The sequence below is a fragment of the Microbacterium sp. genome, from assembly GCF_049650565.1.
Classification (GTDB): domain Bacteria; phylum Actinomycetota; class Actinomycetes; order Actinomycetales; family Microbacteriaceae; genus Microbacterium.
Genome location: NZ_JBASAK010000043.1, coordinates 56,925 through 73,749, shown reverse-complemented (window position 1 = coordinate 73,749; position 16,825 = coordinate 56,925). Strand labels below are relative to the sequence as shown.

The following is a 16,825-nucleotide window of genomic DNA, read 5'->3' as shown; positions in this document are numbered from 1 at the left end:
CCCCCCCACACCACCAGTGAGAATCGGATCAGCCGAGAGCTGCCTTGACGTTGGCGACGCCGGTCTTCCACGCCTTGTCGGGAGCGATGTTGCCTGCCTGCATCTCGACCAGGGAGTTCAGCAGACCCGCACCGATCGCACTGGTGTCGGGACCGTTGTGGAAGGAGTTGAACTTCAGCACCGAGTCGCTGATGACCTTGCCGACGGGAGAGTCTCCGTAGAACGAGTCGGTGTAGCTGAGTACGTCGTCGCTCTTCAGCGCATCCTTTGCGGCCGGGAAGGTTCCGGTCTGCGCGAAGTGCTCGGTCTGGCCCTCGGGAGAGAGCATCGTCTCGATGTACTGCCAGGCCGCCTCGGGATGCTTGGCTCGGGCGGGGATCGCGATCACGCTGCCGCCCCAGTTACCGCCCACGCCGGGGATCGACGCGATGCGCCATTTGCCCGAGGTGTCGGGGGCGTCGTTCTTGATGCCGGACAGCATCCAGGACGGCGCGGTGGTGACCGCGAACGATCCGTTCGCCTTGCCCGGCGCCCAGCCGGAGGACCAGGCGGCGATGTTGGCGCTGATGCCCGCTTCGTAGGCGCGCACCGCCACGTCGTAGGCGTCCTTCACCTGCGGATTGGTGTCATAGACGAGATCGCCGTCAGGTGTGTAGTACTTCTCGGTCACCTGGTTCACGGTCGAGAAGAACACGCTGGTTTCGACATTGTCGACGAACGGCTCGCCGGTGGCCTCGGTGTACTTCTTGCCCATGTCGATGAAGTCGTCCCAGCTCGACCACATCTCGGCGACCTTGTCAGGTTCGGTCGGCAGCCCTGCCTGCTCGAACAGGTCGGCGCGGTAGGCGAAGCTCAGTCCGCCGACATCGGTGGGGATGCCGATGACGGAGCCGTCTTCGGCGGTCGCCTCGCCGATGGCCCAGTCGAGGTAGTCGTCGCCGATGTCCTCGCCGCCGAGCGTGCGCAGGTCGAGGAAGTTCTTCGGGTTGGCGAGGAACTTCGGCAGGTCGTCGGTCTGGATCATGACCAGGTCGGGCACGCGGCCTCCGGCCAGCGCTGCGGTGAGCGCGGTCGCGGTCTCGGTCGTGCTGCCGACCTCGGAGAGCTTGACCTTCGCCTCGGGGTTCTTCTTCAGGTACTCCGCGACGGAGTCCTTCTGACCGATTCCGGTGAACGACCAGAACTCGAACTCGGCGTTCGCGTCTCCCGACCCCGCTTGCGAACCACCCCCCGCGGAGCATCCGGAGATCGCGAGTGCGGCGGCTCCTATCAACGCGATGGGCAGGAAGATCTTGCGACGATTCACGGTGGTTCCTCTTCTTCGGGGACAGTTGATCGCGAGGAGGCGCACGCAGAGGGCCTCCCGGTAAGAGATCGATCTCTCATCGCCACACGATAACCACGTGGTTCAGGGTTTGGCAACCCTTGTTTCCTGATCTCTCGCTGGGTCGGCCCGTTCCGCGAGCTCAGGTGGATACGCGGCGGGACGATGTGCAAGGATGCAGTGACAAGAGTTTGAGAGATCGATCCCTCGGTCTCTGAACACCACTCCGGAGAGGGAGCCCATGGCCCGACCCACCATCGTCGATGTCGCCCAGGCCGCCGGCGTGTCCCGCGCCACCGCAGCTCGGGTGCTGGCTGGTGCGACCAACGTCGACCCCGTGATGACCGCCGCCGTCGAGCGCGCCGCATCCGATCTCGGTTACGAGACGAACTTCGCCGCACGCAAGCTGCGCGGCGGCAGGGCCGGGGCGATCGGATTGGTCGTCGCCTTCAACGAGATCGGCAGCCTGAACGGCTCGTTCTTCGCCACGGCGATGAAGGGCGCTGCCAAGGGACTCGCAGCCGGAGACGTGCAGCCCGTCCTGCTGCCGGCTGACGACGAAGACCATGACAAGATCCCGAAGTTCCTGCGCTCCGGCGCGGTCGACGGGGCCATCGTGATCCTGCAGCACGAGATCACCCATCTCGTCCGGTCGCTGGCAGACTCTCCCGTGCCGATCGCCTGGGTGGGGCGTCCGCACGGCGAGATCGATCCGGACTCGATCATTGTCGACACCGACAACCATGCAGGCGGAGTGCTCGCCGCGCGTGCGCTGACCGAAGCCGGCCGACGCAGGATCGGAATCATCACCGGGCCCCCTGATATGGAACAGGCCAACGACCGGTCCCGTGGATGGGCCGAGGAGCTCACCCGATCCGGCATCGTTCCCGGGCCCGTCGTGCACGGCGATTTCACCGTCGACAGCGGCATGGCGGCGATGACGCGACTGCTGCAGCGCGCGCCCGACCTCGACGGGGTGTTCGCGTCGTCCGACCTGATGGCGACCGGCGCGCTGCGTGTGCTGCAGGCTGCCGGACGCCGTGTGCCGCTGGACGTGTCGCTGGTCGGCTTCGACGACGTGCTGATCGCCACGACCTCCGAGCCTCCGCTCACGACGGTGCGTCAGCCGCTCGAGGAGATGGGCCGGCTGGCGGCCGAGGTGCTCATCGCGCAGATCCACGGGCGACCGGTGGAGAAGGTCCACATCCTGCCGACGACCCTCGTGCGTCGGGAGTCGCTCTGAGCCCGTGCCCGACCAGAAGATCGGTGACCTGTGTTTCACCACGCGCACGCCGGCCGCCACGTGGGAGGACGGCCTCGTCGTCGGCAGCGGCCGGGCGGGGGCCGTGGTGTATGGCAGGCCTGATCGGCTACTGATCTCGCTCGCCCACGAGCGGTTCTTCCTACCCGCCAACCCGAGGCCCAGCGCGCCCGACCTCCGTGCCGTCCTTCCCGAGATGCGCGCGCGTCTGGAGGTGGGAGACGGCGCGGCGGCTTCAGAGGTGCTGGATCGCACCGCACACGAGGCGGGGTACGACGGGCTGGTATGGACTGATCCGCTCGGCATGTGCGCGACGCTGTCGCTGGTCACGCCCGGTGGAGTCGCGTCGTTCTCCCGCACGACGGACCTCGCCCGCGGTGTCGTGACCGTCGCGTGGCAGGACGACGCCGGACACGGGCACCGTGTGCGCGTGGCGGCTCCGCGCGGCACCGATTCGATCCGGGTCGCCGTGGAGTCGGATGCCGCGACGCGCGCCGAGGTGCGGATGGGGCTGGATGACGGTGCGGATGACCAGGCGGCATCCTTCGCCCCCGATTACTCCGGTGCGGTCGAGGCCGCCGTGCACGGCGGAGACGCCGGGCGTCTCGAGGTGCGGGATCACGAGGGGCACATTCTCGCCGAGGTGCACGCCCGATCGGGCGCACCCTGGTCCCGTTCGGCCCGCGCCGAGGCGCTGACCACGGTGCTTGAGATCCCGACGGAGGGGCAGCGGATGCTGCGGTTCGACCTCTCCGTGGCCGGGCACCCGACGAACCCCGCTCCGGAAGCGGACTGGGCGACGATCCTCCGCGAGCAGACCACCCCGCATCACGACCTCGTCGCCCGATCGCTTCTCGATCTGGGAGGTGCGCCCGTCGAGACCGACGACGTCGACGAGCTCTGGGCATCCGCGCGTGCCGGTGACCCCGACGCCCGGCGCCGTGCCATGGAGATCGCCTACGTTTCCGGCCGCGCCCACATCATCGCATCGACCGGCGAGCTGCCGCCCACCCTGCAGGGCGTGTGGCAGGGCACCTGGAAGCCCGCCTGGTCGGCCGACTACACGCTCAACGGCAACGTGCAGAACGGGGCGATGGCGGGGATGATCCCCACGGGGACCCCCGAGCTGGCCCGCTCGCTGTTCGAGCTGGTGCTGCCTCACCTGGCCGATTACCGCGAGAACGCCCGCCTGATCTACGACGCGGACGGGATGCTGCTGCCGTCGCGGATGTCGACCCACGGCCGAGCCTCGCATTTCAACATCGACTTCCCGCACCTGTTCTGGGTCGGCTGCGGCGGCTGGGTGCTGCGCGTCGCCGCTGACATCGTGTCCGCGACCGGGGACGCCTCGCTGGTCGATGACCGGCTGTGGGAGCTGGTCGACGGCGTGCTGCGCTTCGGCGAGACGGCGACCGTCGTCCGGGACGGCGTCCGACATCTGATCCCCAGCTACTCGCCGGAGAACACCCCCGCGGGAGCCTCCTCGCCGCTGGCCACAGACAGCACGATCGATCTCGCGATCCTCCGCGACGCGGCGCGGGCAGGACGTGTGCTCGGCCGCGCGCGCGGCGACGACTCCCTCGACGCGCGCTGGCAGGCGCTGGCCGCCGCGCTGCCCGACTACGGGATAGCCGCCGACGGCACGCTCGCCGAATGGGGCGACGGCTGGGCGCAGAACGGCGCGCACCGGCACCTGTCGCAGCTGTACCCGCTCTGGTACGAGCCGGATGCGGCGTTCTCGGGCGATGACGCCCGCGCGCAGGCGCTGCGCGCCGCCGCGCAGGAGACCATCCGCACCAGGATCGCCTGGCGGGCCGAGGATCCGACGCCGCCGCCGGGCCGCATGGAGATGGCCTTCGGGCTGGTGCAGCTGGGCTTGGCGGCCGCTGCGCTGGGGGATGCGGACTCTGCGCTCACCTGCGCGGAATGGCTGGCCATCGACCACTGGAGTCCGGCACTGACCAGCAGGCACGACGCGGGCCGCATCTTCAATCTCGACGCCAGCGGCGGGCTGCCCGCCGTCGTCGCAGCGATGCTGCTGTCCTCCACTTCCGACAGCCTCACCCTGCTCCCGGCGCTGCCGGACGCGTGGCCGTCGGGGGCGATCACCGGTCTGCGCGGCCGGGCCGGAATCGTCGTCGACCGGCTGGCCTGGGACGAGGCGGGGTGCACCATTGAGGTGCGGCGGCTCGCCGAGGCGGTCTGGCTGAACCCCGAAGGTCGGATGGTCGTGCGCTGTCCGCGGGTGTTCACCGTTGACGGCGGACCTGAGCGGGTTCTCCGCGCGGGCGAGTCCACGCTGCTGCGACTGCGGTGGGCGACCGCCGCCCCAGCCTCCTCCCACCCGTCAGCCCGTACCCTGGAACAATGACCGAGACTTCTCCTGCGCGCCCTGCGACCACCGGGGTCCGCCAGACGCGCCCGAAAACGGAGGGGTGGACCCAGAAGAAGGATGCCGAGGGGCGCCCGCTGCTGCAGTTCGCCAGCCCCAAGCGCGGCAAGCCGCCTGTGCACCTGGCAGATCTGACGCCCGAGCAGCGCGTGGAGAAGGTGAAGGAGCTGGGCATGCCCGGGTTCCGCGCCAAGCAGCTCTCCACCCATTACTTCACGCACTACACGTCCGATCCCGCGCGGATGACCGATCTTCCGGCCGAGCAGCGCGAGGAGTTCGTCGCCAGCATGCTGCCGCCGCTGATGACCGAGGTGCGACGGCTCACGACCGACCGGGGCGACACCATCAAGTTCCTGTGGCGTCTGCATGACGGCGCGCTGGTCGAGTCGGTGCTCATGCGCTACCCGGGCCGCATCACGCTGTGCGTGTCGAGCCAGGCCGGCTGCGGCATGAACTGCCCGTTCTGCGCCACCGGTCAGGCGGGCCTGACCCGCAACATGTCCACCGCCGAGATCATCGAGCAGGTCGTGCGGGCCAACCGGGTGATCGCGAACGGCGAGCTGGGCGGCAAGCGCTCCAGCGACCACTCGATGGAGCGCGTGAGCAACATCGTGTTCATGGGCATGGGCGAGCCGCTGGCCAACTACAAGCGCGTGATGGACGCCGTGCGCGTGATGGTCGAGCCGCAGCCGAACGGCCTGGGCATGAGCGCCCGCGGCATCACGGTCTCCACGGTGGGCCTGGTGCCCGCCATCCGCAAGCTCGCCGACGAGCACATCCCGGTGACCTTCGCGCTGTCGCTGCACGCCCCCGACGACCAGCTGCGCGACGAGCTGATCCCCGTCAACTCCCGCTGGAAGGTCGACGAGGCGCTGGATGCCGCCCGCGACTACTTCGAGAAGACCGGGCGCCGCGTGTCCATCGAGTACGCGCTCATCAAGGACATGAACGATCACGCCTGGCGCGCCGACCTGCTGGCTGAGAAGCTCAATGCCCGCGGTCGCGGCTGGGTGCACGTGAACCCGATTCCGCTGAACCCGACGCCCGAATCGGTGTGGACCGCATCCGACGTCGACGTGCAGAACGAGTTCGTGCGCAGGCTCAACGACGCAGGCATCCCGACCACCCTGCGCGACACGCGCGGCAAGGAGATCGACGGGGCCTGCGGCCAGCTGGTCGCCACCACCGACGACGAGGTCGCCGCAGCCGCGATGGTCTGATCCGCCGCACTCACGCCCGCGCGGCGGCGAGTGGTGCGGATGCCCGGGAGCGGCGATCCCGGTCCCCGTCGGACGCGCCGAGCCGCTCGGCGCGTTCCAGCCACGCCTGGATCCTCGATTCGGGCGCGTTCCTGACGCCCAGCATCCGGTGAGTGCGAACGGATCTGATGCCGCACAGCCGCAGCGTGTTCCGGGCGACGTGGGTCTGTGCAGGCAGTCCGGTGAGCGGCGCGAAGTACCAGGGCGTGTCTGCGAGGAGCAGCAGGCGGCCGTGCGGCGCGGAGAGGAGCCCGACCGGGATGCCGGCGTCGGTGTACCGGTACTCCTGCTGCGGGAGCAGGGCGCGATCGAAGAAGCCCTTCAGCAGGGCGGGCACGGACCCCCACCACAGCGGGGTGGCGACGACCACGTTCACAGCGTCCTTCAGTGCGGCCTTGGCCTCGGCGAGGTCGGGCTCGAGCGGCATCCGCTCCCGATAGCCGAAGCGCAGGTGCGGGTCGTACTCCAGGTCGCGCAGCGCGAGCACACGGGCGTCGCCGTGCGCGGCGGCGTAGCGGCGGACGAGTTCCGCAGTGAGCGACTGGGCGTCCGGATGGCCGTCGATGACGAGTGCGGTGGACATGAGGTCTCCTATCTTGACACTGTCCATTAGGTGGACAGTGTCAAGATAGGAGACGATGTTGCTCATGTCAAGTTCGCGTTCCGCATACCATCACGGCGATCTCGCGCATGCGCTGGAGATTGCGGCGATGCAGCTGCTGGCGGCCAAGCCCGCGCAGCAGATCAGCCTGCGCGAGGTCGCCCGAGCGGCCGACGTGAGCCACAACGCCCCCTATCACCACTTCGCCGACAGGCGCGGGCTGCTGAAGACGCTCGCCGAGCGCAGCATGGCCGACCTCGTCGTCGCAGTGCGCACCGCCATCTCGGCCGCATCCGACCCCGTCTCGGCGCTCGTCGCCGGCGGGCAGGCCTATGTGAGGTTCGCCGTGGAGCGGCCGAACGCCTTCGACGTGGTCTACGACCCGACGGTCTGCGTGCCCGGTTCGCCGACCGAGACCATGGCTCCGCTCATCGACGAGCTGGAGACGCTGCTGGCGGATGCCGCCACCGGTGCGGGACTGGATCAGGGCGACGTCACGGCGGTGTGGGGGCTCGTGCACGGACTCGGCACGCTCTCCGCCGCGGGTCACTTCCCGCTGGACGCGGCGCTGGTGTCCTGCGCGTCGGGCCTGCGGCGGATGCTGCCCACTGCCTCCACTTCCTGAGAGCCGTTCGCAGGGATCGCCCACCGGGCGCTCAGCCGCCGTTTCCTAGTCTCGAAGGATGTCCTACTCCGCGCATCGCCCCGGCCGGATGGATTCGCAGGGGCGGATCTCGTTCGAAGCCGACGGCCCCGACGGGTCGGTGAGCGACGACGACCTCGACTTCCTGCGCAGCTTCGAGCCGCGCGGGAACGCGGAGGCGGAAGCGGATGCCGTGGACGAGCCGACCGAGGTGATCGAGCCTGACTCGACCCTTCGACGGGCTCAGGGACCCGGCGAGGCTTCACGGCCCCGTGAGGCCAGGAAGCTGCCGCGGATTGACCGCCCGAGGCGCGAGCGCACGCCCGGCTCGCGGCTGCGCACGATGGCCATCCTCGGCGGCGCCGAGGGCGCGATCCTCGATCGTGTGCCCGGAGAGACGCCGCGCTTCGTGCAGATGTTCTTCGTGCTGCTGGGCACCGCGCTGGTCTCCGCCATCTCGATGTTCTTCGCGCTGACCACCGGCGTGCAGCTGATCGCCTGGCTGGCCCTGCCGCTGGCGCTGGTGTGGATGGCGCTGATCTTCAACCTCGACCGGTTCCTCACCGCGACCATGTCGTCGACCCGCAGCGTCGGCAAGCTCATCGCGCTGGCGCTGCCACGCGTGGCCATGGCCGCGCTGATCGGATTCCTCGTCGCCGAGCCGCTCGTGCTGCAGGTGTTCCACAACGACATCGCCCGCGAGGTGGCCTCCACCAACATCACGCAGTCGCAGTCCGATCAGAACGCGCTGGAGAAGGGGCCTGAGAAGAAGGCACTGGATGCCGCGACCAAGCGCGTCTCCGCCCTGGAGAACCAGGCCGCCACCGGAATCGTCGCGGGGACGGCATCCGGTTCCGCCTCGACCGCTGCCGCGCAGTCCACCGTCGACGACATCACCACCAAGATGGCCGAGCAGCAGAAGGTCATCGACACCGCGCGCACGCTGTACCAGTGCGAGCTGACCGGCGAGGGCGCCGGCACCGTCCCCGGCTGCACGGGCGTGAACGGTCAGGGCTCCAGCTCGAATGCCGCGAAGGCGCAGCTGGCCGCCGCCCAGCAGACCTACGACGCGCTGGCCGCTCAGCTGCGCTCGGCCAATGCCGACCTGAACACCGCCGAGGGCGCTGCGAAGCAGAACGCCACGGCATCCGAGACCACCAACCGCCAGCAGGCGAAGGACCAGCTGCCGACGGCCAAGAAGACCTACGATCAGGCGTTGGCCGCCTACAACGCCCGCGCTGACGCGGTCGCCGCCGGCAACGCCGGCGCAGTGGGGCTGCTCAGTCAGATCTCCGGGCTCAACCGGCTCTCCGACAAGGAGCCGACGATCCTCTGGGCGCACTGGCTGATCGCCGCGCTGTTCTTCATGATCGAGCTGCTGCCGGTGCTGGTGAAGGTGCTCACCAGCTACGGCGACGAGTCGCTGTACGAGAAGACCGCCGCCATCCGCAAGCAGGTCGAGCTGGATCGCGTCAGCGCCGAGGGCTTCCGCGACCGCGCGGCGATCGTGTCGGCGGGAGCCGGGGCCCCGGCATCCGCTCCGCCTTCGGCAGTGCAACCTGCAGGCGATGCCCCGACCGAGCCGCTGACCCGTGCCGACATCCGCGAGTCCGTCTCGGTCTGAGACGGTCAGACCATCCCGGCTGTGAGCCGATAGCGTTGGACCATGGTCAACTATCGCTACCTCGGCAACAGCGGTCTCAAGGTCTCTGAGATCACCTACGGCAACTGGGTGACGCACGCGTCGCAGATCGACGACTCGGCGGCGATCTCGACGGTGCACGCGGCCCTGGATGCCGGCATCACCACCTTCGACACCGCCGACACCTATGCCAACACCGCGGCCGAGGTCGTGCTCGGCAAGGCTCTCGCCGGCCAGCGCCGCGCCGGCCTGGAGATCTTCACGAAGGTCTACTTTCCGACCGGCCCGAAGGGCCCCAACGACACCGGCCTGAGCCGCAAGCACATCCGCGAGTCCATCGACGGCTCGCTCACGCGCCTCGGGGTGGAGTACGTCGACCTGTACCAGGCGCACCGCTACGACTACGAGACCCCGCTCGAGGAGACCATGCAGGCCTTCGCCGACGTGGTCCGGCAGGGCAAAGCGCTGTACATCGGCGTCTCGGAGTGGACTGCAGAGCAGTTGCGCGCCGGCCATGACCTGGCCGTGCAGCTGGGCATCCAGCTCGTGTCGAACCAGCCGCAGTACTCCATGCTGCACCGCGTGATCGAGGGCAAGGTCGTCCCGACCTCCCAGTCGCTCGGCATCTCGCAGATCGTCTGGTCGCCCATGGCGCAGGGCGTGCTCAGCGGCAAGTACCTTCCGGGTCAGCCGGTGCCCGACGGCTCGCGCGCGACCGACCCGCACTCGGGCGCGCACTTCATCGAGCGGCTGCTGAAGGATGACATCCTCACGGCCGTTCAGAAGCTCAAGCCCATCGCCGCCGAGGCGGGCCTGACGATGCCGCAGCTGGCCATCGCCTGGGTGCTGCAGAACCCGAACGTCGCCGCGGCGCTGGTCGGCGCCTCGCGCCCGGAGCAGCTGGCCGAGACCGTCAAGGCCTCGGGCGTGACGCTGGACGCCGACGTCATGGCCGCCATCGATGCCGCCCTCGCCGGCGTCGCCAACACCGATGTCGAGGACACCTACTCCGTGTCGCCGAGGACGCGCCTGGTCTGAGTGCTCGGTCGGGGCTGACCGCGGTCAGCCCCGACCGAACATCGCCCCGGGGTTCAGGATGTTCTGCGGGTCGAGGGCCTTCTTGATGCGCAGGTTCAGCTCCAGCACATCGTCGCCGAGGTAGTCCGCCAGCCAGGGCTGCTTCAGACGCCCCACGCCGTGCTCTCCGGTGATCGTGCCGCCCAGGCCGATGGCCAGCGTCATCACCTCGCCGAACGCCAGATCCGCGCTCGCGCGCTGGGCGGCATCCTCAGGGTCCAGCACGATCAGCGGATGCGTGTTGCCGTCGCCGGCGTGCGCGACCACGGCGATCTCGATGCCGCGCTGCTCGGCGATCGCCCGCATGCCCTCGATCAGGTCGCCGAGTCGGGGGAGCGGCACGCCGACGTCCTCCAGCAGCATCGCGCCGCGCCTCTCCATCGCGGGGATGGCCTGGCGCCGTGCCTCGACGAGCGCCTCGCTCTCGTCGGGGTCGCTGGTGGCGTACACCTCGGTGGCGCCGTGCAGCCCGCAGGTCTGCTCGATGGTCGCGATCTGCGCCTCGGCCACCTCGGCCGGCTCGTCGGACTGCACGATGAGCATGGCCGCGGCATCCCGGTCCAGATCCATCCGCAGCATGTCCTCGACCGCGTTGATGGTGATCTGGTCCATGAACTCCAGCATCGACGGGCGCATGGCGGCCTTGATGTCGACGACCGCCTGGATCGCGCCGGCCACGGTGGGGAACACCGCGACCAGGGTGGTGGGCGTGCGCTGCGCGGGCACCAGGCGAAGCGTGGCCTCGGTGACGATACCGAGCGTGCCCTCGCTGCCCACGAACAGCTTGGTGAGCGACAGTCCTGCGACGTCCTTCAGACGCGGCCCGCCGAGCGTGATGGCGCGGCCGTCGGCCAGCACCACCTTCAGGCCCAGCACATAGTCGGTGGTCACGCCGTACTTCACGCAGCACAGGCCTCCGGCGTTGGTGGCGATGTTGCCGCCGATCGAGCAGAACGCCTGCGACGACGGGTCGGGCGGGTACCAGAGGCCGTGCTCGGATGCCGCGGCCTTCACCTCCGCGTTGAACGCACCAGGCTGCACGATGGCCATCTGCAGCGCGGGGTCGATGCGGATCTCGCGCATCCGCTCCAGAGAGATCACGATCGCGCCGTCCACGGCCGAGGAGCCGCCGGACAGGCCCGACCCCGCTCCGCGTGGCACGATCCCCACGCCCTCCCGTGCGGCGATGCGCACGGCGGCCTGCACGTCCTCCGTGCTGGTCGCGCGCACCACGGCGAGCGGCGTGCCGGCATCCGGATCCTCGGCGCGGTCGCGTCGATAGGCCTCAAGCGAGTCGGGATCGGTGATGACCGAGCCCTCGGGAAGGGCCGCGATCAGGTCTGCGATGACGGCTTCGTCGCGGTCGATGGGCATGGGCAACCTCGGCATTCCGGCTGCCGGCTGAGACAGCGCTCCGTCCACTGTGGCACACCGGGGCCGGATGCCGGGAAGCTCGGCCGGGGCGATATCCGGGTGAATGCTCGGACCGGCTACAGCGCGACGATGTCCACCTGCAGATCGTGCGTGAGCTGCTCGATGTCGGCGCGCAGCGCATCCAGATCGACGGATGCCGGCACGGTCGCCGTGACGGCGGACTCGAACAGCCGGCCGCCGGCCATCGCGGCGTCCCGCGTCTGCGTGGTCATGCTCTGGATGCTCAGCGCATGGCTGCTGAGCACGCCGGTGACCTCGCGCACGATTCCCGGCCGGTCGTCGCCCAGCACGGTCACCGAGACGCGGCGGTCCCCGGCGGGAGAAGCGGTGTCGGCGCCGGTGCTGACGGTGACCGCCAGCATGCCTTCCAGCCCGCGCAGCGCCTCGCGCAGCTCGTCGACGCGGTCGTCGGCGACGGTCAGCTGGATGACGCCCGCGAACGTGCCCGCGAGCTCGGCGAGGCTGCTGTTCTCCCAGTTGCACCCATAGGCGCCCGTGAGCTCCGCGACGGCGGAGACGAGTCCGGGGCGATCCGCTCCCGCGACCGTGAGGATGAGCGTGGTCATGCGCTCAGCGTAGCTGGCTCCACGCGCCGCCGGCCAGGAACCGCTCCATGCGCGCGCGGTGCGGGGCCAGATCCCAGCCCTGCGAGGCCACCCACTCGTCGGAGTAGTAGGTCTCGGCATAGCGCGCGCCGCCGTCGCAGATCAGAGTGACCACGCTGCCGGTCTCGCCGGCATCCCGCATGCGCGAGATCAGCTCGAACGCGCCGTACAGGTTGGTGCCCGTCGAGCCGCCCGCCCAGTGCAGGGTGCGCTCGCGCAGCAGACGGATGGCGGCGATGGACGCGGCATCCGGCACCTGGATCATCTCGTCGATCACGCTCGGCACGAACGACGCCTCCACGCGCGGGCGGCCGATGCCCTCGATGCGGGAGGGGCTGCCCACGGCATCCGCGTCGCCCCTCCACCCGGCGTAGAACGCGGAGCCCTCAGGGTCGACCACGGCCACCTGAGTGGGGTGCCGGCGGTAGCGCACATAGCGGCCGAAGGTGGCGCTGGTGCCGCCGGTTCCGGCGCCGACGACGATCCAGCGGGGGATCGGATGCCGCTCCTGCGCCAGCTGGCTGAACACGCTCTCGGCGATGTTGTTGTTGCCGCGCCAGTCGGTGGCACGCTCGGCGTAGGTGAACTGGTCGAGGTAGTGGCCGCCGCACTCGGATGCCAGTCGGCGGGCCTCCGCGGAGATCTCCGAGGCGTGCTCGACGAGGTGGCAGCTGCCGGCGTAGAACTCGATGAGGTCGATCTTCTCCTGGCTGGTGGAGCTCGGCACCACCGTGACGAAGTCCAGACCCAGCATCCGGGCGAAGTACGCCTCTGACACGGCGGTCGACCCGCTGGAGGACTCCACGAGCGTCGTGCCCTCGTCGATGAGGCCGTTGACCAGCCCGTACAGGATCAGCGAGCGCGCCAGCCGGTGCTTGAGCGAGCCGGTGGGGTGCACGGACTCGTCCTTCAGGTACAGGTCGATGCCCCACTCGGCGGGCAGCGGGAACAGGTGCAGGTGCGTGTCGGCGGAGCGGTTGGCGTCCGCCTCCAGCACTCGGATGGCGGAACTGACCCATTCACTCATGCTCCGAGCGTACTCGGCGCGAGACTCAGTCCTTCGCCTGCCGTGCCCGGTACGCGGCCACCGCATTGCGGTTCGCGCAGGTGGTGGAGCAGTAGCGCTTGGAACGGTTGCGGCTCAGGTCCAGTGCGATGGCTTGGCAGTCGGCATCCGCGCAGACCTCCAGCCGGCTGCCCTCGTCGGCGCGGATGACGTCGATCAGGGCCATGGCGGTCTCGACGAGGATGCGCTCGGGCAGCGGATGGTCGTCGGCGACGGCGTGCAGGTGCCAGTCGGCCGCATCGTGCCGGGTCAGGCGCGGGGTGAGTGTGGCATCCGCGAGTGCGGCGTTGACGTGCTCGACCATCTCGTCACGAGGGGCGAGGAGCATGGTGCGCAGTCGGGGGCGCAGGGAGCGCAGCGCCTGCAGCTCGGGGTCGTCGCGGTCGATGCGACCGGTGTACGGGTACTCGGCCAGGAAGGCGGCGAAGTCGTCGGCGGTCGCCAGCGCGTCGGGCTCCTCGGCGGAGTTGACCAGGCTGACGGCGGCGCGCAGCGCCTCTTCCGTGTCACTGGTGAAGATCATGTTGACATCTTACATCGCGGAGGAATAGTGTCATCACTCATGGGGCTTGTTGCACATGACACACGGGCGCCCACGGGCGTCGGCGCGGGTCTGCTGGTCGCGCTGGGCGCGGCGTTCTCGTTCGGCATGTCCGGTGCCTGGGCGCGCGGACTCATCGACGCGGGCTGGACGCCCGGAGCGGCTGTCACCGCGCGCGTCTGGGTGGCGGCGCTCGTGCTGCTGGTTCCCACGATCCTCGCCCTGCGCGGCCACTGGCACGTGCTGCGCCGCAACGCCGGCATGATCATCGCCTACGGCCTGCTGGCGGTCACCGCCACCCAGCTCTGCTACTTCCAGGCCGTCGCGGTCATGGATGTCGGCATCGCCCTGCTCATCGAGTACACCGCGCCGGTCGCCGTGGTGCTGTGGCTGTGGCTGCGCCGCGGCGAGAAGCCCACTGGCCGCAGCATCCTGGGCGCGGTGATCGCCTTCGGGGGCCTCATCCTCATGCTCGACATCCTCACCGGCGCGCGCGTCGATGCCGGCGGCATCCTGTGGGCGCTCGCCGCGATGGTGGGCGCCGCGACCTACTTCGTGCTGTCGGCCCGCGAGGACACCGGGATGCCGCCCATCGCCCTGGCCGGGGTCGGACTGCTGCTGGGCGCGCTCGGGCTGACGGTCGCGGGGCTGATCGGCGTGCTGCCGATGGCGTTCACCTTCGGCGACGTCGCCTACCGGTTCGGCTCAGTGCCCTGGTTCGTGCCCGTGCTCGCGATCGGCCTGTTCGCGACGGCGCTCGCCTACGTGCTCGGAATCGCCTCGACGCGGATGCTGGGCTCGCGGCTGGCCTCCTTCGTCGCACTGGCCGAGGTGATCGCCGCGCTGCTGTTCGGCTGGATGCTGGTGGGCCAGCTGCCCGAGCCGGTCCAGCTGCTCGGTGCCCTGCTGGTGATGGCCGGTGTCGTGGTCGTCAAGCTCGGCGAGCCCGCGGCGGCGGAGGCATCGGCTGCGGTGGAGCCGGTCCTGATCGAGTGACGTGCACCCGTGCCGATCCCCGGGAAGAGGACGCGGACCTAACCGATCCGCCGGCGGTACGCGCGCATCGCGAAGACGTACGCGATGACCAGGATGCCGACGCACCAGGCCAGCGCGACCCAGATCGATGAGCCCACGGGCTGTCCTGCGAACAGCGCCTGGATCGAGTTCACGATCGACGTCACCGGCTGGTTCTCGGCGAACCAGCGCACCGGACCGGGCATGGTGCCGGTCGGCACGAACGCCGAGCTGATGAACGGCAGGAAGATCAGCGGGTAGCTGAACGCGCTCGCGCCGTCGACGGTCTTCGCCGACAGGCCCGCGATCACCGCCAGCCACGTCAGCGCCAGGGTGAACAGCGCCAGGATGCCGATCACTCCCAGCCAGGCCCACACGCTCGCGCCCGTCCGGAAGCCGGTCAGGAATCCGACCGCGAAGATGATCACCAGGGTGATCCCGTTCGCCGCCAGCGAGGTCAGCACGTGCGCCCACAGGATGCTCGACCGTGAGATCGGCATGGAGTGGAACCGCTCGAAGATGCCGCTCTGCAGGTCGGTGAACAGCCGGAACGCCGTGTAGGCGATGCCCGATGCGATGGCGATGAGCAGGATGCCGGGGAGCAGGTAGTTCACGTAGCTCTCCGCCCCGATGCTCTGCCGCAGCGCCCCGCCGAACACGTACACGAACAGCAGCATCAGCGCGATCGGGGTGACCGCCGTGGTGATGATGGTGTCCGCGCTGCGGAGGATGTGCCGCATCGAGCGGCCGGTGAGGGTGGCGGTGTCGGCCACGAAGTGCATGGTCATGCTGCGTCCTCCCTGTGGGGTGCTTCGACAGGCTCAGCAACCGAGCCCTGGGTTCCTGAGCCCGTCGAAGGTCCGACCAGGCTCAGGAAGATCTCCTCGAGCGTGGGCTGCTTCTCGACGTACTCGACGGTTGCGGCGGGCAGCAGCTGCTTCAACTCCTCCAGTGTGCCGTTCGCGATGATGCGCCCTTCGTGCAGGATCGCGATGCGGTCGGCGAGGTGCTCGGCCTCGTCCAGGTACTGCGTGGTCAGCAGCACCGTGCGGCCGGAGTCCGCGAGCTCCTTCACCACGTTCCACACCTCGATGCGCGCCTCGGGGTCCAGTCCCGTGGTGGGCTCGTCGAGGTAGATGACCTCGGGGTCGCCGACCAGGCTCATCGCGATGTCGAGCCGCCGGCGCATGCCGCCCGAATACGTCCCGGCTCGTCTGGCGGCGGCATCCGTCAGCCGGAACCGGGCCAGCAGGGCATCCGCCGCCGCTCCCGGATCCGGAAGATGCCGGAGCTTCCCGACCAGCACGAGGTTCTCGCGCCCGGTGAGAATCTCGTCGACCGCGGCGAACTGCCCGGTCAGGCTGATCGACCGGCGCACGTCGAGCGGCCGGGCCGCGACGTCGAAGCCGTTCACGGTCGCGCCACCGGCATCCGCCCGTGACAGCGTCGAGAGGATGCGCACCAGCGTCGTCTTGCCTGCCCCGTTCGAGCCCAGCAGCGCGAAGATGCTGCCGCGCTCGACGGTGAAGTCCACGCCCCGCAGCACGTGCAGGTCGGTGAAGGACTTCTGCACGCCGCGGACGGTGATGGCCTCGTTCATGATCCCGCTCCCTTCTCGGCGTCCTCGATGGCCTTCGTGAAGCGCGCGCGCTCCTTGTCCTGCCACTCCTTCGCGGCGTACGCCTTGGCGAACGTCTCCGCGAAGTCGACCGGATCGTCGCCGACGATGCCTCGCACCGGCGTGCCGTCGACGGCGGCCGCCTCCCAGAGGTCGGCCAGGTCGGTGAGCATGCGGATGATGACGTCGCCGTCGACGATGCCGCTGGTGTTCAGCAGATAGCGGTGCATCGCCTTCGCGGCGGTCCCGTACGGTTCCGGCAGGCCGTCGATGCGGGCCTTGTCCTGCTTGTACTGCTTCTTCTGCTCGAGCGATCCCGTGACCGCCTCGATCCACTTCATTGCCATG

At 69.6% G+C, this 16,825-nt stretch carries 16 protein-coding genes; 7 read left to right on the top strand and 9 right to left on the bottom strand.

The window, feature by feature from the left end:
- Positions 1–28: 28 nt before the first annotated feature.
- Complete coding sequence (locus WA967_RS08490) at positions 29–1,306, bottom strand: ABC transporter substrate-binding protein (protein WP_424421194.1); 1,278 nt, start codon at positions 1,304–1,306, stop codon at positions 29–31.
- A gap of 259 nt (positions 1,307–1,565) precedes the next feature.
- On the opposite strand from WA967_RS08490, the gene WA967_RS08485 reads away from it, so the two are divergent.
- The 3 genes from WA967_RS08485 to rlmN are packed head-to-tail and all read left to right on the top strand — an operon-like array spanning position 1,566 to position 6,197.
- Positions 1,566–2,567, top strand: coding sequence for a LacI family DNA-binding transcriptional regulator (locus tag WA967_RS08485; protein ID WP_424421192.1), 1,002 nt, complete (start codon positions 1,566–1,568; stop codon positions 2,565–2,567).
- A 4-nt stretch (positions 2,568–2,571) separates the two neighbouring features.
- Complete coding sequence (locus tag WA967_RS08480) at positions 2,572–4,956, top strand: glycosyl hydrolase family 95 catalytic domain-containing protein (protein WP_424421190.1); 2,385 nt, start codon at positions 2,572–2,574, stop codon at positions 4,954–4,956.
- Positions 4,953–6,197: a 23S rRNA (adenine(2503)-C(2))-methyltransferase RlmN gene (rlmN, locus tag WA967_RS08475; protein ID WP_424421188.1), complete on the top strand. Its 1,245-nt coding sequence runs from the start codon at positions 4,953–4,955 to the stop codon at positions 6,195–6,197. The genes WA967_RS08480 and rlmN overlap by 4 nt, the downstream gene beginning before the upstream one ends.
- Before the next feature lie 10 nt (positions 6,198–6,207).
- Here rlmN and WA967_RS08470 read toward each other — a convergent pair whose 3' ends face one another.
- Positions 6,208–6,819, bottom strand: a complete 612-nt coding sequence (locus WA967_RS08470) for an NAD(P)H-dependent oxidoreductase (RefSeq protein WP_424421185.1) — start codon at positions 6,817–6,819, stop codon at positions 6,208–6,210.
- Between the two features lie 64 nt (positions 6,820–6,883).
- Between WA967_RS08470 and WA967_RS08465 the strand changes: the two genes are divergently transcribed.
- The 3 genes from WA967_RS08465 to WA967_RS08455 are packed head-to-tail and all read left to right on the top strand — an operon-like array spanning position 6,884 to position 10,160.
- A complete protein-coding gene (locus WA967_RS08465; RefSeq protein ID WP_424421182.1) occupies positions 6,884–7,462 on the top strand; it encodes a TetR/AcrR family transcriptional regulator in 579 nt (192 codons plus the stop codon).
- Positions 7,463–7,520: 58 nt separating this feature from the next.
- Positions 7,521–9,104 (top strand): DUF4407 domain-containing protein, encoded by a 1,584-nt coding sequence (locus tag WA967_RS08460; protein WP_424421180.1) that lies wholly within the window; start codon positions 7,521–7,523, stop codon positions 9,102–9,104.
- Between the two features lie 42 nt (positions 9,105–9,146).
- Positions 9,147–10,160 (top strand): aldo/keto reductase family protein, encoded by a 1,014-nt coding sequence (locus WA967_RS08455; RefSeq protein ID WP_424421178.1) that lies wholly within the window; start codon positions 9,147–9,149, stop codon positions 10,158–10,160.
- Between the two features lie 24 nt (positions 10,161–10,184).
- Here WA967_RS08455 and WA967_RS08450 read toward each other — a convergent pair whose 3' ends face one another.
- From WA967_RS08450 to WA967_RS08435, 4 genes are all read right to left on the bottom strand, one after another.
- Positions 10,185–11,573: an FAD-binding oxidoreductase gene (locus WA967_RS08450; protein WP_424421175.1), complete on the bottom strand. Its 1,389-nt coding sequence runs from the start codon at positions 11,571–11,573 to the stop codon at positions 10,185–10,187.
- Between the two features lie 116 nt (positions 11,574–11,689).
- The gene (locus WA967_RS08445) at positions 11,690–12,199 is read right to left on the bottom strand and encodes a glycine cleavage system protein R (RefSeq protein WP_424421173.1); all 510 of its coding nucleotides are present in this window, start codon (positions 12,197–12,199) and stop codon (positions 11,690–11,692) included.
- Positions 12,200–12,203: 4 nt separating this feature from the next.
- On the bottom strand, positions 12,204–13,265 hold the full coding sequence (locus WA967_RS08440) for a PLP-dependent cysteine synthase family protein (protein ID WP_424421170.1): 1,062 nt from the start codon (positions 13,263–13,265) through the stop codon (positions 12,204–12,206).
- A 25-nt stretch (positions 13,266–13,290) separates the two neighbouring features.
- Positions 13,291–13,827, bottom strand: a complete 537-nt coding sequence (locus WA967_RS08435) for a CGNR zinc finger domain-containing protein (RefSeq protein WP_424421169.1) — start codon at positions 13,825–13,827, stop codon at positions 13,291–13,293.
- Positions 13,828–13,866: 39 nt separating this feature from the next.
- Between WA967_RS08435 and WA967_RS08430 the strand changes: the two genes are divergently transcribed.
- Complete coding sequence (locus WA967_RS08430) at positions 13,867–14,841, top strand: EamA family transporter (RefSeq protein ID WP_424421167.1); 975 nt, start codon at positions 13,867–13,869, stop codon at positions 14,839–14,841.
- Between the two features lie 38 nt (positions 14,842–14,879).
- Here WA967_RS08430 and WA967_RS08425 read toward each other — a convergent pair whose 3' ends face one another.
- Genes WA967_RS08425 through WA967_RS08415 form a run of 3 tightly spaced genes read right to left on the bottom strand, consistent with a single transcriptional unit; the run spans position 14,880 to position 16,824 of the window.
- A complete protein-coding gene (locus WA967_RS08425) occupies positions 14,880–15,647 on the bottom strand; it encodes an ABC transporter permease (RefSeq protein ID WP_424421164.1) in 768 nt (255 codons plus the stop codon).
- Positions 15,644–16,459 (bottom strand): ABC transporter ATP-binding protein, encoded by an 816-nt coding sequence (locus tag WA967_RS08420; RefSeq protein ID WP_424421161.1) that lies wholly within the window; start codon positions 16,457–16,459, stop codon positions 15,644–15,646. The genes WA967_RS08425 and WA967_RS08420 overlap by 4 nt, the downstream gene beginning before the upstream one ends.
- Positions 16,456–16,824 carry a DUF1048 domain-containing protein gene (locus WA967_RS08415; protein WP_424421159.1) on the bottom strand — a complete coding sequence of 123 codons (369 nt, stop codon included), beginning with the start codon at positions 16,822–16,824 and terminating at the stop codon, positions 16,456–16,458. Before WA967_RS08415 ends, WA967_RS08420 begins: the two co-directional genes overlap by 4 nt.
- Between the last annotated feature and the right edge of the window lies 1 nt (position 16,825).

What these genes read in the sequence shown, in the direction of transcription:
- WA967_RS08485 (WP_424421192.1), top strand. Translation starts at nt 1,566, where the DNA reads ATGGCCCGACCCACCATCGTCGATGTCGCCCAGGCCGCCGGCGTGTCC.
- rlmN (WP_424421188.1), top strand. Translation starts at nt 4,953, where the DNA reads ATGACCGAGACTTCTCCTGCGCGCCCTGCGACCACCGGGGTCCGCCAG.
- WA967_RS08470 (WP_424421185.1), bottom strand. Translation starts at nt 6,819, where the DNA reads ATGTCCACCGCACTCGTCATCGACGGCCATCCGGACGCCCAGTCGCTC.
- WA967_RS08465 (WP_424421182.1), top strand. Translation starts at nt 6,884, where the DNA reads ATGTCAAGTTCGCGTTCCGCATACCATCACGGCGATCTCGCGCATGCG.
- WA967_RS08460 (WP_424421180.1), top strand. Translation starts at nt 7,521, where the DNA reads ATGTCCTACTCCGCGCATCGCCCCGGCCGGATGGATTCGCAGGGGCGG.
- WA967_RS08455 (WP_424421178.1), top strand. Translation starts at nt 9,147, where the DNA reads ATGGTCAACTATCGCTACCTCGGCAACAGCGGTCTCAAGGTCTCTGAG.
- WA967_RS08450 (WP_424421175.1), bottom strand. Translation starts at nt 11,573, where the DNA reads ATGCCCATCGACCGCGACGAAGCCGTCATCGCAGACCTGATCGCGGCC.
- WA967_RS08445 (WP_424421173.1), bottom strand. Translation starts at nt 12,199, where the DNA reads ATGACCACGCTCATCCTCACGGTCGCGGGAGCGGATCGCCCCGGACTC.
- WA967_RS08440 (WP_424421170.1), bottom strand. Translation starts at nt 13,265, where the DNA reads ATGAGTGAATGGGTCAGTTCCGCCATCCGAGTGCTGGAGGCGGACGCC.
- WA967_RS08435 (WP_424421169.1), bottom strand. Translation starts at nt 13,827, where the DNA reads ATGATCTTCACCAGTGACACGGAAGAGGCGCTGCGCGCCGCCGTCAGC.
- WA967_RS08430 (WP_424421167.1), top strand. Translation starts at nt 13,867, where the DNA reads ATGGGGCTTGTTGCACATGACACACGGGCGCCCACGGGCGTCGGCGCG.
- WA967_RS08425 (WP_424421164.1), bottom strand. Translation starts at nt 15,647, where the DNA reads ATGACCATGCACTTCGTGGCCGACACCGCCACCCTCACCGGCCGCTCG.
- WA967_RS08420 (WP_424421161.1), bottom strand. Translation starts at nt 16,459, where the DNA reads ATGAACGAGGCCATCACCGTCCGCGGCGTGCAGAAGTCCTTCACCGAC.
- WA967_RS08415 (WP_424421159.1), bottom strand. Translation starts at nt 16,824, where the DNA reads ATGGCAATGAAGTGGATCGAGGCGGTCACGGGATCGCTCGAGCAGAAG.